Genomic DNA, 15,863 nt, shown 5'->3' with positions numbered 1-15,863 from the left:
GTGCTTCCCCCGGGTGGCGCGGAGACGAAGCGGGCCAAGGGGGCCGCTCCGTCTCCGCCGGATACCGCACATGCAAACGCTGCACATGCGAAGTCGCGGCTCGCGCGCCGCGGGTCATCTCCTCAAGAGGGCGCTGCTTTGCAGCGCCTGCAGGACGCCCGTCTGACGGAGCGTCGCGGGTGACATCTGTTGCGTCCGCAGCAGGATCTGCAGCTGGTTCGAGACGACTTGGCGATTGCCCGTGATCTGCAGCAGTTGCACGAGCGAGCCGGCCTGCTGCGCGATGGCCGGGTTGACCGACTGCGTGGCGAGACCGGCGGGCGTCTGCAAGACGAGCGAGACCCCGTTGCTGGTGAACGAGGCCCCGGCCTTCACCGTGCCCGACGTATCGGTTGCGAACGCGCTCGTGCTGGATGTCGAGCCGGGCAGCGGGGCCGACGACGGGTTGTGCGCGTTGAAATCGATGACTGCAGTGTTGGTGCCGGCGTTGTTGTTGCCTGCGACCTGCGTGATCTGCGAAATGCCGTTGACCGATACCGCTTGCCCGCCCTTCGCTACGGCGTGCGGGTCCGCGCCGCTCGGCGCGTCATTGCCGTCGACGACTTTCGCGAGCGTCGTGACATGCGCGTTGTGCCGGTTGGCGGCATTCGTGGTGGCCGACAGCGTGCCTTGCGCAATCGCGACGGCGCCGTTCGGAAGCCGCCATTGAGACACCAGGTTCACGACGAACTCCGAGATCATCGAGGCGTCGGCATACTTGCCGGTCTGGCGGGCGAGGACGTCGTCGTCGACGAGCTGCGTGGCGGGTGCAGGCAACCGATTGTCGAACGGACGCAAAGCATTGAGCGCGCCGGGTGCGTTCTCGGCTGCAACGGCGCTGCTCGCGTAGCCGCACATGGTGACGAACCATGCGAGACGGAGCGGCGAGAGATAGCGTTTCATGACGGGTCAGAACAAGTCTGCCTTGATCAAGCCGAATTCGACGAAAGGAATCGCGGCGGATCCCGTGTTGAGCGCCTGATCGCGCAACTTGAGCGCCAGCGATTCGTTGTTCTGCAACAGAGGCGAGTCCTCCCTGAACGGTTTGCCCAGCACGGCGAATACGAGGCCGTTCCAGCTCTTCACGAAATCCTGTTCGAGCACGATGCGGTTGCCGAGCGCCGGATCGGCGATGAAGATCCGGCCGTTTTCCGCATGCTTGACGATCACGAAATGCTCGTAGCCGTCGAGATCCATCAGAACGAGCACGGGAATCTGCAGGTGGTACAGCGCGTCGATGCCAACCCGGAAGCCGCGGCCGCGCAGGCCCAGCGTTTCCACGAATTTCTTCATGTCGAGCATCGAGAAGCCGTTCCTGACCACGACTTCCGGCATCGAGAACGCCATCATTCGCCGAATCAATTCGGTTTCCGGAATGTCGATGCCGTAACCGTACTTGAGCAGCGTCGCGAGCGCGGCCGAGCCGCAGCTGAAGTCGAACTGCTGGTTGACGACGTTGCGATAGCGCAGATCGCGGATCGATTGAAGATGCTTCGTGATCGGCACGCCCACGAGCGTGGACGTATCGATGCTCGCTTGCGCACCCGCTGCCCCGCACCAGACACCGCTTGCGAAGGCAACGGCAATGCGCAGCGACCTTCGCCCATGTTCCCCGGACATGCTGTTCTCCTGCTGCGCGCCGCGCCGTACGACAGGCGGCACGGCGCGCATTCCCCCGGTTGCAACGATCAGTGACCGTTGTTGAGCGCCGCGATCGCGAGACCGTTGTGCTGCAGGTTGCCGACGCCGCCGGCGATGTTCACGCCGATGTTGCCGGTCGCGTTGTGCAGCGTGTTCGCGCCGAGCGTCGCGCTGCCTTCGAAGCGTCCGCTCGCCGCCGCCGCCGCGCTTTGCGCGTTGTCGTCGGTCGCCACCATCGCGACCGTCTGCGCTTGCGTCGCATTGACGGTCGTTACGGCGCCGGCGAGACTATTGTTCTGCACGTTGCCGATGCCCGACGCGACGTTCACGCCGACGTTGCCGGACACGTTCGACAGCGAGCCGTCGCCGACCGACGCGTTCAGCTTGAAGTTGTTGACGCTGGCGTAGCCTGCCGACGACTGCTTGCTGAAGATCTGCGCATTGCCGAACACGTTGCCGATATCGACCGACGCGAGTGCGACGTCGTTGCTCTGCGCGTTGTCGATGCCTTCCGCGATGTTCACGCCGAGGTTGCCGGTGACGCCCGACGCGGCGTCGCTGCCGGTGCCGGCATTCAGCACGCCGGCATGGCGGGTGTCGGTGTAGCGCGTGACGCTGCCCGTCTTCGACACGTCGGTCTTGTCGAGGTCGAGGTTGTAGCTCCACGACTTGCTCTTCGAGAACGACTCGGATTTGCTCTTCTCGTACGACTTGCTCGACGATTCGGCCGATGCCATCTCGTCGTGATGCAGGCGCACCTTGTACCCGGATTCGCTTTCCGACTCGCTCCTGTTCCACGACGCGCTCGACATGTCGTCGTGCGTCTTGCTCTTCGACGATGCGCTGTCCCACGCGACGCCGGCCGAGCCCGCTACCTGGAGACTGCCGTTGAGGTCCTGGCTCGCGCTGCTGCCGCCGTTGCGGCGGTTGCCGGTATGCGTGTGCGTCTCGCTTTCGCTCGCGGACGCGGCGACCGTGACCGCCAGCGCACCCGCGACGGCCTTGTGGCCGCTACTGGCGCTCGTGTCCGCCGACGACGAAGAATGCTGCGAGTTGTGGCTTCCCTGCGACTTCTCGTCTTCGCCCCGCGCCCATGCCGTCACGCTGAGCGAATCGTGCGACGACGCGCGCGACTCGCTCGACTGCGACGACGACGTTTTCATGAACGACTCTTGCGACGAGAACGACGCGCTGCCATTCACCGAGACGTTCTTGTCCTCGTTGTTGTAGGTCTTCGTGACGGCGCCCAGCGTGTAGCTGTGATAGTTCGGATCGAGCGACGTCCCTTCGGGGAGCATCACGGTCTGGTTGTTGTTGATGACTGCGCCCGCGGTGCTGGTCACGGTCACGCATCCGAAGATCCGGACCCAGCCGCGAATGCCGACCGTTTCGGTCACCCCGGTCGTATTGAACAGATATGCCTTCGACGGCGCGGCATGGACGGAACCTGCCGCTGTCAAGAGAACCGCCGCTGCAATGAGTGTGCGCTTCATAGTACGCTCCGTTACGGTAATGGCTTAATTGACAAGCGTGCCCGCCGGGGGACGGAGCACAAAACTGTTCGCCGTTGCGTTACCGGCTCCGGAGGTCTGGTTGACTTGTACGATGCCGCTGATATGCTTGAAAGCGTCGCCGCTAATCGACGCCTCGGGCATACCCCGCCCGCCCACCGGAAGTCCCATTCCACCGTGTCCTGGAGCCGTCTCGGATAGTTCAGTATCCGAGACGGTCCGCACTTCCGCGCCCAGCGTCCCGAGCATGGTGCTGTTGCGCTGAAGATTGCCCGCTCCTGCGCTCTGATTCACCATCAATGCGCCGGAAATGTTCGAGAAGGCCGAGCCCTCGATGCGCGACGCCGTGTCACCCATGCGCGCGGACGTGCTCGCCGCTTGCCTGACGCCGACATAGCCGACGCCGGGCGCACCCGTTGCCAACGCGAGTTGATTGCCTTGCGCGTTGTCGAGGCCGGCGGTTTCGTTGATCGCGATCGCGCCGGTCGCGCCGGTCGCGGCGCCTGTCGCGATCGTCGCGGCGCCGCTGACGAGCGCGACGCCGAAGGGCGCGCTCTGCGCGCATGCGCAGGGCGGCGCAATCAGGACGAACAGCGCGAGCGCCGCCGAATCAATACGCAGTCCGATGGATAGGCGGCGGATCGCTGCGTGGGACGTGTGCGAATTCACCTTGCCGCTCCCAATGCGTTCGTAAGCGGCGCCAGCGCGCCCGATACCGAGTTCGAGATCGTGCCGCCGATGCCGCCCAACGTCGGTGCGCCGCCGACCGCGCCGCGCACGACCGAGCCGCCGCCCGTATCGCCGGCCAGCACGCGCGTGACGGCCTGCATGCCGATGTCGCCGAGCATGCCGCCGGGCGCGACGCCGTTCGAGCCGTGCGCGTTCGTCAGGTCGAGATCGGAGACCACCGTCGCCATCATCGGATCGAAGCTGTTGGCCGGGAACGTCGTCGCCCGAGAGAGCACGGAATCCTGAGCCGTCGGCACGTTGCGATAGGCAACGTGTGGCTTGACGTCGCGCATCACGATGACGTCGCCGGGGTTGACGACCTGTTCCTGCGCGCGGGCCGCGCCGCATGCCGTGCCGGCAAGCGCCGCGCACAGGACGGCGAGAGCCGGATGGCGCAGCGAAATCAGCGGATGGTTCATCGCATGCCTCTTCGTCGGGCGCGTCGGCCGCCGGCCTATGCGCGGGTGACTGGTTACTTGCGCGTGTAGCTCGCGTTGTTGCCTTGCATCGCGCGTTGCGCGTCGACCGGAATCGGCAGCGGCGCAGGCGGCGCAATTTCGTCCCACAGCGTCACCGACGGATTGCCGCCGGCCATTTGCGATGCCGACGAGATCGCCAAGAGGCCCGGCGCCCGGCCGCGCTGGCGGCCGAGCGCATCTTCGTCGAGCGGGGTATAACGCGTCGTCCACGAGGCGTCCGCGAGCGGCGACGCAATCGTGACGGCCGGCTCGCCAGGCTGCGAAACTTCCTGGGCATGGGCCGCAAGCGGCAGCCACCCGGTCGCGAGCAAGGCAGCCATCGAGGCAAGAGAGAGGCGAAGGAGGTGTCGCATGGCAGGTCTCCGGTGTACGCAGTATTCAGCGAAATACATGCCATCGATCCCAAACCGTTGCCACGATTGCGATTTGCAGGCCAGCGCCGCGGATTGTTCTGGAAATTCCCGAAAAAATGTTTCAGGAATGAAACGGGGACAGGTGGGAGTACTGCGGATTCAAGCAAAACGATCCGGAGATCACAATCGGCGGTGCGTGTCCGTACGAAAGCGCCCCCGGCCTCTGCTCATATAGACCGACGAATGGAGAGCATCCGGTACGTTCGGGTGCCGTTCGAGCGCCGGCATGACGCCGAAACCGGCTTGTCGTGATCGGCGTGCCGAGATTGGGCTACACCGGGAAACCGCTCGAAACTCCAACGGAGGCCATCAAGCACCGATCGTCCAGTGCCCGTGCGCAGCCCCTTGCGCGTGCCACGCCAGCCGTTCCGGATCGAGGCGCTCGCCTTGTTTCAGGCGCCCGGCGGTGGCGGCCAGCTCGAGTTCGCCGGCAAAGGCAAACGAGCGCGCGCGCTCGAGCAGGACCTGCCTGGACGGCAAACGATGGCCGCTCTTCCAGGCGAACGCGACGAAGTTGCTGTCGTCGCCGCACCGCACGATCGAACAGGACGCACCGAACACGGCCTTCAGGCGCTCGAGGTGCAGCGGCAGCGCCGGATCATCGTCCGTGAAGTTGATCACGAGCACGCCCGCGTCGGTCAAGCGCTCGCGACATGCGTCGAAGAAGGCGATGTCCGCGCAGCGGCTCGCGATCCCTTCCGTGACGAAAGCGTCCAGCAGGATCACATCCGTCCGGACGTCCTCCAGCATCACGTAGTCCGCGCCATCGGCGCACACCACCGTGAACCGGCCGTCATCGGCAGGAATCCTGAATACGTCCCGCAGCGCGATCACGTCCGGGTTGATCTCGACCGCGTCGATCGCCGCACCGGGCAGGTGCCGGTAGCAGTACTTCGCCAGCGAACCGCCGCCGAGCCCGAGCATGCAGATGTGCTTCGGAGCGGGCTGCAGCAGCAGAAAGCCCATCATCACGCGCGTATAGTCGAGCGTGAGCTTGTCAGGATGCCTGAGCGACATGAAGCTCTGCGTGCCGAAATGGTCGAAGTGCAGCGAGAGCGCGTGCTGCGTCTCCAGCACGAAAGGCCGCTCATCGCTCATCGGCGTCGACAGGAATTCGACGTACGCATCGTAGGAGGTTCGAGCCTCAGCCATTCTCGGTCTGCCCGCGCAATCAAACAGTGGATCGAATCAACCGCGAGCAACCGGTCAGACCTTCTTCAGGTAGCAGGCCTTCAGCATGAAGCCGCCCATGTCGGTCTTGCAGTCGACCTCGTGATCGCCGCCGACGAGCCGGATGCTCTTGACCTTGGTGCCCATCTTCAGCGTGATCGACGAGCCCTTCACGCGCAAGTCCTTGATCAGCACGACCGAATCGCCATCCGACAGCACGTTGCCGTTCGCGTCCTTGACGACGTCGCCGGCCGGCTCGTCGCCGGTTTCGGCGCCGGCGCCGGCCGACCATTCATGGCCGCAGTCCGCGCATACGGTCAGCGTGCCGTCCGGGTAAGTGTTTTCCATCGCGCATTGCGGGCAGGCGGGGGCGGCGTTCATTGCAGCTTCCATCAGGACGGTTTCGAGGCGATCAGTAAAAAAAGTACCGGCGAGCAACCCGTCTCACCCGAGGCGGCCATGTTCCGGTACGCACGGCATTATAATGCAATTCACATATTCTTACCGCGCGATTATAATTTGTCGTTCGCCGCCTTTCACCGGACTTGCGGGCGGTTTCGCTGAGGATGTCGACATGTTCGAGCTGGATGGTGCGTTGCTGTTGCCCGACCGGCGTCCCGTGACGCTGCGTGAAATCGCGGGAAGCCGGGGGCTCGTCGCCGTGGGCGTCGGGCGCGGCGGCGAACGCGGCTTCCAGATGGTTCACCGCTTCCATGACGTCGGGGAGCAGCTCGCGGCGGCGGGCATCCATCTCGTGTTCGTCTATCCGGGGGAGTCGGCCCGGCATGTGATGGATCCGATCTCGGTCTCCAGTGCGCGGTTCCGGCGCCATCCGGGCCTGCTGCTGGATGCGGACGACAGCTTTTTCGAACAGGGCATACCGCCTCGATCGCTGCGCGCGGTGCACCTGAACGACGACATGAAACGACTCGACGGCATCGACATCGATCTGCAGAGCCCGACGTGGGAGATCGAGTGCCGGGCCTTTCTGACGCGCTGCCAGATCGACACGGCGCACTGCCCCCAACGACCCTAGAGCAAACCAATACCGTGGCCACCGTTGTGCACTTACAAGTCGGTTCCGGCTGGAATCGAAATCGCGCATACGCCGCTCAAGACGCGCTCGTCGACATGGCGCGCGGCTTCGAAAGCGACATCCTGCTGATCGCGAACGGGCGCCGCGGCAATGCGAAGGACGGCATGGCGATCGCATCGTTGCAGGTGCACGGCGGCACGTCCGCTCAAGTGCTGGCCGCCGGCCCGGATGAAGAAGCCGCGCTTCGGGCGCTGTTGCCGTTGCTGCAGGAGGGGTGACCTGCATGCCGCCCATCGATTCGCCGTTCCTGGGGATTCGCGCCGCTCACTCAAACGCTGGCGCGGATGTGCCGGTGATCGTGGAATCCGAGCACCTCGTCTCGCTGTGCTTCGACGGTCGCGGCATGCAAAGCACCATGCTGCGCGTCGCCCCCGATGCGCTCGCACTCGGCTACACGCGCACGATGATGGGCTTCCTGCTGCTGCAGCCCGCTCCGGCGCACATCGGCATGATCGGGCTCGGCGGCGGCTCGCTGACGAAGTATTGCCGTCGGCATCTGCCGGACGCGCACATCACCGTCATCGAGATCAATCCGGACGTGATCGCGCTGCGTGACCGATTCTGCATCCCGCCCGACGACGAGCGGCTGTCGGTGGTCTGCGCGGACGCCGCGCAGGTCATGTCGACGACCACGCAGACCTTCGACGCGCTGCTGCTGGACGGCTTCAATGCGCACGGCCTTCCCGCCGAACTCGCCGGCGCGGCCTTCTACGCGGCGTGCCGCGCGCGGCTGAATGACGACGGCGTGCTGGTCGCCAACCTGCTGCATGGCGATCCGCGACTCGGCGACGCGCTCACCGCGCTGCGCGATACGTTCGGCCCCTCGGCCGCACTGGCCCCGGCCGAAGACAGCGCGGAGAACCTCATCGTTTTCGCGTGGACGAGCGATGCCCGGTTGCCGTCGCTCGAGACGCTGATGGCCCGCGCGGCTCGTCACGCCGGGCGGCACAGCGTCGATCTCGTCGAAGCGGCCGTGCGCATCGAGCTCGGCGCCAGCTACGACTGGACGCGCCTGGGCGCCTGCGTTGCCCCCTGATCCTGCAACACCCGGCGCCCCTGGCCACCCTCAACTTTCTGGAGAAGCAATGAGCGACAGCGATACGTCAAACGCCCCAACCATTTCGGCGTCCGCCATCTGGGCGCTGGAGCGCCTGGCCGAGATCCGCTACGGACGGGAGACGCCAGCGCTGGGCTGGTCCGTCACGCGGGAGCTCATCAGCGCGGGCTTCGTCAACTACCCGATGAACGGCCGGCCCAACATTTCAATCACGCCGGCCGGACGGACGTTCCTGAAGAACCGGAAATAGCGTCCGCCCGCCTGGCCCCTTACGCGGCCCGGTTGGTCACGAAACCCTGCCTGGCCGCCCACAGGTTGACGTCCTGTTTCAGGATGGCGGCGGACATCAGCGCGGGAAACTGGTCCGGCGTACACGCGAAGGCGGGAATGTCGAGCGCGGCGAACCGGGCGGCGTTCTGGTGATCGTAGCCGGGCGCGCCGTTGTCGGCGAGCGCCAGCAGGCAGATCACATTGACGCCGGCATGCTTGAGCGCGGCCGCGCGCTGCAGCATCTCGTGGCGGTTGCCGCCTTCGTACAGGTCGGTGATCAGGATCATGATCGTGCGCTCGGGCCGATCGATGATCTGCTGACAGTAGCCGAGCGCGCGGTTGATGTCGGTGCCGCCGCCCAGTTGCACGCCGAACAGCAGGTCGACCGGATCGCCCGCTTCGTCGGTCAGGTCGACGACGTTGGTATCGAACACGACCATGCGCGTGCGCACCGCGCGCAGCGACGCCATCACGGCCGCGAAGATGCCCGCATAGACGACGGACGCCGCCATCGAGCCGCTCTGGTCCACGCACAGCACGACGTCGCGCAGCGCCGAGCGCTTGCGCGCGTAGCCGACCCGTTTCTCCGCGATCACGGTGCGCCGCTCGGGCGCATAGCGGCTCAGGTTCGCGCGGATGGTGCGATGCCAGTCGATCTCGTTCGGGCGCGGCCGATAGTTGCGCTCCGCGCGGTTGAGGCTGCCGGCGATCGCCTGGCGCATCGGCTCCTTGAGCCGGCGCTCCAGCTCGTCGACCACCTTGCGCACGACGCGCCTGGCCGTGTCGCGCGTCTTGGCCGGCAACACGCGCGACAGCGACATCAGGCTGGCAACGAGGTGAACGTCGGGCTCGATCGCTTCGAGCAGCTCGGGCTCCAGCAGCATCTGGCGCAGGTTCAGCCGCTCCAGCGCGTCCTGCTGCATCACCTGCACGACCGGCGCGGGAAAGAACTCGCGGATATCGCCGAGCCAGCGCGCCACATTGGGCGTGCTGGCGTTCAGCCCGCCCTTGCGCTCGCCGCCGTACAGGTCGTCCAGCGCCTTGTCGGCGCGCGTCAGCGTGTCGTCGAGGCTGACGCCGCAACTGTTTTGCGCGTCGCTGCCCAGCACCAGTCGCCAGCGCGTCATGCGGTCGGTTTCGATCGGGGAATCCTTGCTCATCTCATTTACCCGGCTCAGTTGCCCAGAATGGCCGCCAGCACGGGCAGCACCCGCGCCGCCCGCTCGGGGTCGATGTCGACGGACACGCTCGCCGCCGCCGGCGGCGCATCCATGTGCTTCACCTTGCTGCCCATTTCGCGCCGCTCGGCCGGCTGGAAATCGGCGAACGCGCGGCGCAACAGCGGCAGGCGCTCCATGAACACCTGATCGTCGAGCCCGCTCAGCCAGCCGTCGATCACGCGCCACAGCGCGTCCTGCTGCAGCAGCAACAAGCCGCTGCCGCGCAACAGGCCGGTGAGCCAGCCCGTCGATTCCGCCGGCGGCGTCGCGGCGGCCAGCGCGAGGCCGGCCTGTCGCGCCAGTTCGTCGGCATCCAGACGCCGGCGATCGAACGCCTGGCGCAGCGCGAAACCGCGCACGGCGGGCGCGACCGCGTCGTCACCGGTCAGGGCCACGAGGCAGCTCAACCAGTCGCCGAGCAGTTCGGCGGCGTCGAGCGTATCGAGCGCGGCCTGCACCTCGTCCATATGGCCAAGCAGCGCCATCGCCATCGGCTCGTCGACGTGGCGCGCCGCCGCGGCAAGGCCCACGACGATGCGCTCGACCAGGCCCTCCACGATCGGCCGCAACGCGTCGACGTCCGTGCCGCGCACGTCGCCATAGCGCGCCACGCGAGCCAGCGGCGGCAGCGCGGCCATCAGGTGCGTCAGGTCGGCGGCGACGGCCGCCTGGGTCTGCACGCAGGCGAGCAGCACCGCCACCGCCTTCGGCAGCCGGGCCAGCACGGCCTGGTCGAGCATCGCGGTCAGCGCCGGCAGCTCGGCGGCCGCCTGCGCGCGTTCGCACAGCTTGTGGGTCGCGGCGTCCTCGATCGTGTTGCCGTAGCGGCTGGACCCGATCAGCGCGACCACCATTTCGGGATTCCAGCGCAGTTGCCAGGATTCCCGGAACGTGCCCGTGCGATTGGCGTCGCCCAGCAGCGTCCCCCAGCGCACGTCGATCAGCCCGAGCCGGTGCAGCAACAGGCTGCGCTCGCGGCCGCCGTCCTCGCGCAAATCGAGGTCGAGGTTCCTGATCTCCGTCGTGGGCTTCAGGCGCAGGCGCTTTTGCTGCGCCTCCAGGTCGCGCTGCAGCGGCGCGGCGGCGGCCGAGTCGGGCACCGCGCCGAGCCGCTCGCCGACCTCGAGCTTGCGACGGATGATGTCCAGCGGCTCCGGCTGGCCGTGGCACAGCACCGTGAGCATCGCTTCGCGCTGCTCGGCCAGGCCCGGCAGCGGCAGGTCGCGCATGGCCGCGAGCGCGTCGGCGAGACGCACCGTCTCGATCACGCTCGCGGACGACGCATCCAGCCCCTCGTCGCGCATCAGCCGCGCGCCTTCGGCGACCCAGCGCAGGCCGGCGCGGTCCGGGCTTTGCCACAGATGCCGGTACCAGCCCGGCGATTCGACACCCGCGCCGTAGCCGCTCGCATAGGCCAGGCGGTCGTCGCTCCAGGGCACCCAGGTCGCCTCCACCTTCGTCCTGGGCAGCCCCTTGAGCAGCGCCGCGTCGTCCTTGACGGTCGCGGGCCCGACCAGCGCGGGGACGTGCCACGCGCCGCACACGACGGCAAGGTTCTCGTAGCCGCGCTTCTGCGCTTCGCGGATGCGCGTGTGCATGTGGGCTTCGCGACGCGCATCGCGAAGTTCCGGCGCAGGCGCGTGTTCGCGCAACGCGGTCATCGCTTCCTCGATGGCCGCGAACAGCTCGCCCGCGTCGCGCCGTTGCTCGATCTCGACCTCCCACCACAGCTCGTGGTCGTCGAACCCGGCCGCGCGCGACAGTTCGCCGATCGGGTCCATGCGCCATGAAACCAGCGCGTCCGCGTCGCGGGCCTGCTCGCCGCTCGTATCCGCGAGATCGAGCGTTCCCGCATCGTCGGGCGCAGCCTCGCGCGCCTCCGCCTCCTGCTCGCGCGCCAGCGTTTCGGCGAAGCCGTGCATCGCGGGCAGGTCGATGAACCAGAGCGGGATGCCTTGCGCGCACGCGTGGCGGATCGCCTGCCATTCTGGCGAGAACTCGGCGAACGGGTAGAACACGCCGAGGCGAGGCGCGTCGTTCGGGTAGATCAGCAGCGCGACGGGCGGCACCATGCCCGCGTCGGCCGCGAGCGCGACGATCCCGTCCGCTTCGGGCGGGCCTTCGAGCAGCACGATGTCGGGCTGCTGCGCCGCCAGCGCCGCCTGCAGCGCCCGCGCGCAGCCGGGGCCGTGGTGGCGGATGCCGTAGTAGCGCACGGCCATCAGGCGACGTCCATGCAGGCGCGGTAGAAGTCCTTCCAGTCGTCGCGCTCCTTGACGACCGTCTTCAGGTACTCCATCCACACGAGCTTGTCCTGCACGGGGTCCTTGACGATCGCGCCGGTCAGGCCGGCGGCGAGATCGGCGGCGCGCAGCACGCCGTCGCTGTAGTAGCCGGCCACGGCCATGCCGTGCCCCAGCACCGAAATCGCCTCGGCGGTGGACAGCGTGCCGCTGGGAGATTTCAGCTTGGTCTTGCCGTCTTCGGTCAGGCCGCTGCGCAGCTCGCGGAACACGGCCACGACGCGTCGCACTTCTTCGAGCGCCGGCTTCTCGGCCGGCAGTTCGAGTGCGCGGCCCAGTTCCTCCACGCGGCGGCTGACGATGGCGACTTCCTCGTCGAAGCTGTCCGGCGTGGGGAGGATCACCGTGTTGAAGCGGCGCATCAGCGCCGACGACATTTCGTTCACGCCGCGGTCGCGGTTGTTGGCCGTCGCGATCACGTTGAAGCCGCGCTGCGCCTGTACCTCGATGCCCAGCTCGGGCACCGGCAGGGTCTTCTCCGACAGCAGCGTGATCAGCGTGTCCTGCACTTCGCTCGGCACGCGCGTCATTTCTTCCAGCCGCGCGAGCTTGCCGTCGCGCATCGCGTTGAGCATCGGGCTCGGCACCAGCGCCTGTTCCGTCGGGCCTTCCGCCAGCAGGCGCGCGTAGTTCCAGCCGTAGCGCAGGGCCGTCTCGTCCGTGCCGGCCGTCCCCTGAATCAGCAAGGTCGAGTCGCCGCTGATCGCGGCGGCGAGGTGTTCCGACACCCAGCTCTTGGCCGTGCCCGGCACGCCGTACAGCAGCAACGCACGGTCGGTAGCCAGCGTCGCCACGGCGATCTCGATCAGCCGGCCGCTGCCGATGTACTTGGGCGTGACCTCGAAACCGTTGTCCAGCTTGCCGCCGAGCAGGTAGGTCTTCACCGCCCACGGCGACAGCTTCCAGTTGGCCGGCCGCTGGCGCTGGTCGTGCCGCGCCAGTTCGGCCAGTTCCTCCGCATATTGCACTTCGGCGTGTTTGCGCAGCACGGTGTTGAGGTTGGCCGTCATAGCGGCATCTCCTTGATGAAGGTTCGTCTTGCATGCGCGAGGGCGACGATGCCCCTCGCGCGGTCGAGATTGAAAATCGCGTCGGCGGGCGCTGCCGAAAGGCTACCGGCGTACACGTCGACGACCGGGTCGAGCACGGCGAGGTCAGCGTCCTGCACGCGCAGGAGCGCCAGCTCGATCAGGCCGGTCACGTCGTCGTGCTGTCGGGTGTCGCCGGCTTCACGCCGGGCGCGCCAAGCATCGAGCGCCGCGCTGGCGACGGCGCTGACCACCGCGTTCGGCCACGGTGCGGACATCGCCTCCAGGCCGCGGCGGGCCACGTACCGATTGCCGAGGGTCAACTGGCGGCACACCATCTCGACACGCGCGTCCGCGCGCACCACTTGCCACAGGCGTTCCTGGTACGGATGCAGCACGTTGGCATCGGCCAGCGCGCGACGGAGCAGCGGTTCGGCCCAATCGGCGTCGCCGTGGCGGCAAGCGGCAGCGGCACAGCCGGCCAGCAGCGCGTCGGCCCATTCGTGCGCTGCCATCACGTTCAGTGCGCCGTCAGGCGTCGTCGCCGCCGACGCGGACCAGCGCGCGGGCGCAATCGCCGCAACCAGCTGGCGCAGCCAGAACGCACGCTGACCTTCGCCCGGCGGCGGCTTGGCGGCGACGCCGTCCCGCTCCCAGTCCTTGGGCAATTCGGCAGGCACCTCGAGCTGAAGGACCGGCTCGGCGCGTTTGCCGAGCATCGCGACCAGCCGCGACACGGCGCCGCTTGCCGCCCCGACGGGCTGCCAGCGCACGCAAGCGTCGGCACGCGCTTCCATGCGCTTGACCAGCGCCGATTCGGGCAGCCGCAGCAGCAGTTCGGCGGCACTCTGGCGCACCGCCTGGCTGCGGTCGTCCAGCAGGCGCTCCAGCATCGGTTCATCGGCCGACGACAAGCCGTGCTGCAAGACCGCCACGAACGCCTGACGCTGCTCGGCCTTTTCCTTCGGCAGCACGGCGTTCAACGCATCGCGCGCGCGGGCCGCATCGCGGCGACGCAGCGCAGTCAGCGCGCGCACGCGCGCCGCCGTGTCGCCCTCGTCCCACGCTTGCAGCAAGGTCGCGTCGTCGTCGGCCGGGGCCTGTCTGGCGGCCAGCAGCGCCTGCCACTCGGGATGCTGCGAGGCCAGCCAATGCCCGCGCCGCCCGATGACGGGCCACCACACGTCCAACCGTGCCGGTCTCGCGAACACGGACGGCAGCAGCGCATGCGGAAGGCGCCAGTTCGCGCGCGTCATGCGCGCCACCAGCCATTCGGCCAGGCCGCCCAGCTCGCCCGCAATGGCCGACGTCAGGATGGGCGTCAACGTGACCGGCGTTTCCGGCACCGGGTCCGGCTCGGCTGCCGGTTGCGCCGTGGCCGAAACCGGCACGCGGCCGGCAGCGCCGTAGACGGCCATGCAGCCCGCCTGCCACAGCAGGCGTCGTTCCGGGCTGGCGGCGGCGGGCAGTTGCCCGTCGATTTCGGCAATCGTCGAGACATCCGCACTCACGTTTGCGGTGCCGATCAGGGCGGTGCGAACCAGCGCCTGCATCACTGCACTCCCGTCAGGACCTGATACCGCCCGTCCGCATACAGGCCCAGCGGACGCACCGCCTGCCCGTCCCATTCCACGGCGACCGCGTGCGGCGCGCCGCCGGCGATCGCGGCCCACAGCCACTGATCGCGCCCGGCCAGCGGCAGCGCATCGCCATCGGCGCCGACCACCTGCCACTGCCCGTTCTCGAACGCGGGCACGCACGCGTCGAGCACGGTCGCCATGCGCTCGTGCCATGGGTTGAGCGCCAGCAGCGAGGCAGCCGCATCGAGCAGCTGCCGATGCGTGCGGGCCAACGGAAACGCGCCGGGCGCAGCCGCGGGCGTCGCGACGCCCTTGAGCATCGCACGCAGCGAACCGGCGCCCGGCCAGAACGCCAGCTCGCCTTCGAACGCGGTGCCGGGCAGCCACGATGCGGCAAACGGCTGGTTGCCCGCGGCGAACTGCAGCAGCAGCGCATGACGCCCGCTGCGCGTGCCGATCAACCAGCTGCGCTGCACGCGCACCCGCTCGTCGGCATCGACGTGCTGGCCGATCACCTGCCAGCAGTCCTGTTGCGTGTCGCCGTGCGCCAGCACCTCGTCTTCCCGCAGCGAATAGCCGATCAGCTGGCGCAGTTGCTGTTGCAACGACGGATCGAGCTGCTCGATGCGTTCATGCGCGCGCACGGCCAACGACAGGCGGCCCAGTTCGGCCAGCAGAAGTTCCGGCCAGTCGGGACGACTGCCGGGCAGATCGGCCAGCGCCCGCACGCGCGCGGCCAGGCCGCTCGCCTGCGCATCGACCAGGCGTGCCGCCGCCTGCTCCCAGAAGCCGGGCCCTTCAGCGGGCAGGCGCGCCAGGCCGTTGCGGACCAGATCCTCGAGCCACACCTGCAGCGCCGCCAGGCCGTCGCGCACGCGCTGGTCGCGCTTCTCCGCCCGCTTCTGCTGGGCCGCCTCGTCGACGGGCGCGTCCGCCTTGGCGGACGCGCGCGCCTCTTTTTTCGCGGCATTGTCGGCGCGCTTGTCGAGCCAGCCGGCAACCCATTCCGGCTCGTCCGATTCGGCAACGGCGTCCGGCTGGTTGGCGGCCAGCACCAGCAGGCCGAGCGCATGCTTGCAGGGGAACTTGAAGCTGGGACACGAGCACTTGCTGGCGAAGTCGGCCAGGTCCACGCGCACCTGATAGGGATTCTTGCCGCTGCCCTGGCATTCGCCCCAGATTGCCCGGGCGTTGCGCCCGAGGAGCGGCCATTGTTTCGGCTGAGCGAGTTTCTTGCCGTTCGAGGCCGACCCGCTGTCGGGCGCAAGTGCAAGGACCTGCTGTTCGGTTAGCTGCATAGGGGCCGCAATGTGAGTGACGGTGCAGT

General features: G+C 67.9%; 17 protein-coding genes. 4 read left to right on the top strand and 13 right to left on the bottom strand.

Annotated elements, in window-relative coordinates; translation table 11 throughout:
• Positions 1-114: 114 nt before the first annotated feature.
• From WT26_RS00670 to WT26_RS00635, 8 genes are all read right to left on the bottom strand, one after another.
• Positions 115-942 (bottom strand): hypothetical protein, encoded by an 828-nt coding sequence (locus tag WT26_RS00670; RefSeq protein ID WP_059909376.1) that lies wholly within the window; start codon positions 940-942, stop codon positions 115-117.
• A 6-nt stretch (positions 943-948) separates the two neighbouring features.
• Positions 949-1,659: a C39 family peptidase gene (locus WT26_RS00665; RefSeq protein ID WP_059909426.1), complete on the bottom strand. Its 711-nt coding sequence runs from the start codon at positions 1,657-1,659 to the stop codon at positions 949-951.
• Between the two features lie 68 nt (positions 1,660-1,727).
• A complete protein-coding gene (locus tag WT26_RS00660) occupies positions 1,728-3,173 on the bottom strand; it encodes a cell wall anchor protein (RefSeq protein WP_069269479.1) in 1,446 nt (481 codons plus the stop codon).
• A 24-nt stretch (positions 3,174-3,197) separates the two neighbouring features.
• Positions 3,198-3,860, bottom strand: a complete 663-nt coding sequence (locus WT26_RS00655; RefSeq protein ID WP_230461546.1) for a hypothetical protein — start codon at positions 3,858-3,860, stop codon at positions 3,198-3,200.
• Positions 3,857-4,339: a hypothetical protein gene (locus tag WT26_RS00650; protein WP_069269478.1), complete on the bottom strand. Its 483-nt coding sequence runs from the start codon at positions 4,337-4,339 to the stop codon at positions 3,857-3,859. Before WT26_RS00650 ends, WT26_RS00655 begins: the two co-directional genes overlap by 4 nt.
• 53 nt (positions 4,340-4,392) lie before the next feature.
• Positions 4,393-4,752, bottom strand: a complete 360-nt coding sequence (locus WT26_RS00645) for a hypothetical protein (protein WP_080406417.1) — start codon at positions 4,750-4,752, stop codon at positions 4,393-4,395.
• A gap of 369 nt (positions 4,753-5,121) precedes the next feature.
• Positions 5,122-5,964 carry a spermidine synthase gene (locus WT26_RS00640; protein WP_069271973.1) on the bottom strand — a complete coding sequence of 281 codons (843 nt, stop codon included), beginning with the start codon at positions 5,962-5,964 and terminating at the stop codon, positions 5,122-5,124.
• Positions 5,965-6,018: 54 nt separating this feature from the next.
• On the bottom strand, positions 6,019-6,363 hold the full coding sequence (locus WT26_RS00635; RefSeq protein ID WP_021158207.1) for a zinc ribbon domain-containing protein YjdM: 345 nt from the start codon (positions 6,361-6,363) through the stop codon (positions 6,019-6,021).
• 193 nt (positions 6,364-6,556) lie between these two features.
• On the opposite strand from WT26_RS00635, the gene WT26_RS00630 reads away from it, so the two are divergent.
• Genes WT26_RS00630 through WT26_RS00615 form a run of 4 tightly spaced genes read left to right on the top strand, consistent with a single transcriptional unit; the run spans position 6,557 to position 8,385 of the window.
• Positions 6,557-7,018, top strand: coding sequence for a hypothetical protein (locus tag WT26_RS00630; protein WP_059956691.1), 462 nt, complete (start codon positions 6,557-6,559; stop codon positions 7,016-7,018).
• Positions 6,958-7,296 (top strand): HPr family phosphocarrier protein, encoded by a 339-nt coding sequence (locus WT26_RS00625; RefSeq protein WP_231130438.1) that lies wholly within the window; start codon positions 6,958-6,960, stop codon positions 7,294-7,296. The genes WT26_RS00630 and WT26_RS00625 overlap by 61 nt, the downstream gene beginning before the upstream one ends.
• A 5-nt stretch (positions 7,297-7,301) precedes the next feature.
• Complete coding sequence (locus tag WT26_RS00620; protein ID WP_059821202.1) at positions 7,302-8,114, top strand: fused MFS/spermidine synthase; 813 nt, start codon at positions 7,302-7,304, stop codon at positions 8,112-8,114.
• A gap of 49 nt (positions 8,115-8,163) precedes the next feature.
• A complete protein-coding gene (locus WT26_RS00615; RefSeq protein WP_059529724.1) occupies positions 8,164-8,385 on the top strand; it encodes a hypothetical protein in 222 nt (73 codons plus the stop codon).
• A 19-nt stretch (positions 8,386-8,404) separates the two neighbouring features.
• Here the strand turns inward: WT26_RS00615 and WT26_RS00610 are convergent, their stop codons facing one another.
• The 5 genes from WT26_RS00610 to WT26_RS00590 are packed head-to-tail and all read right to left on the bottom strand — an operon-like array spanning position 8,405 to position 15,834.
• Entirely contained in the window at positions 8,405-9,565 is a 1,161-nt protein-coding gene (locus WT26_RS00610) for a vWA domain-containing protein (RefSeq protein WP_059634552.1), read from the bottom strand.
• Positions 9,566-9,579: 14 nt separating this feature from the next.
• Positions 9,580-11,847, bottom strand: coding sequence for a DUF5682 family protein (locus WT26_RS00605; RefSeq protein WP_069269476.1), 2,268 nt, complete (start codon positions 11,845-11,847; stop codon positions 9,580-9,582).
• Complete coding sequence (locus WT26_RS00600; protein WP_042585495.1) at positions 11,847-12,938, bottom strand: ATP-binding protein; 1,092 nt, start codon at positions 12,936-12,938, stop codon at positions 11,847-11,849. The genes WT26_RS00605 and WT26_RS00600 overlap by 1 nt, the downstream gene beginning before the upstream one ends.
• Positions 12,935-14,509, bottom strand: coding sequence for a DUF5691 domain-containing protein (locus WT26_RS00595; protein WP_069269475.1), 1,575 nt, complete (start codon positions 14,507-14,509; stop codon positions 12,935-12,937). Before WT26_RS00595 ends, WT26_RS00600 begins: the two co-directional genes overlap by 4 nt.
• The gene (locus WT26_RS00590) at positions 14,509-15,834 is read right to left on the bottom strand and encodes an SWIM zinc finger family protein (protein ID WP_069269474.1); all 1,326 of its coding nucleotides are present in this window, start codon (positions 15,832-15,834) and stop codon (positions 14,509-14,511) included. The genes WT26_RS00595 and WT26_RS00590 overlap by 1 nt, the downstream gene beginning before the upstream one ends.
• Positions 15,835-15,863: the final 29 nt, after the last annotated feature.

Origin of the sequence: Burkholderia cepacia (genome assembly GCF_001718835.1) — a bacterium.
In the GTDB taxonomy this organism is placed as follows: Bacteria; Pseudomonadota; Gammaproteobacteria; order Burkholderiales; family Burkholderiaceae; genus Burkholderia; species Burkholderia cepacia_F.
Note: the sequence above shows the minus strand (reverse complement) of the source record. Positions and strands in the feature narration are given on the sequence as shown.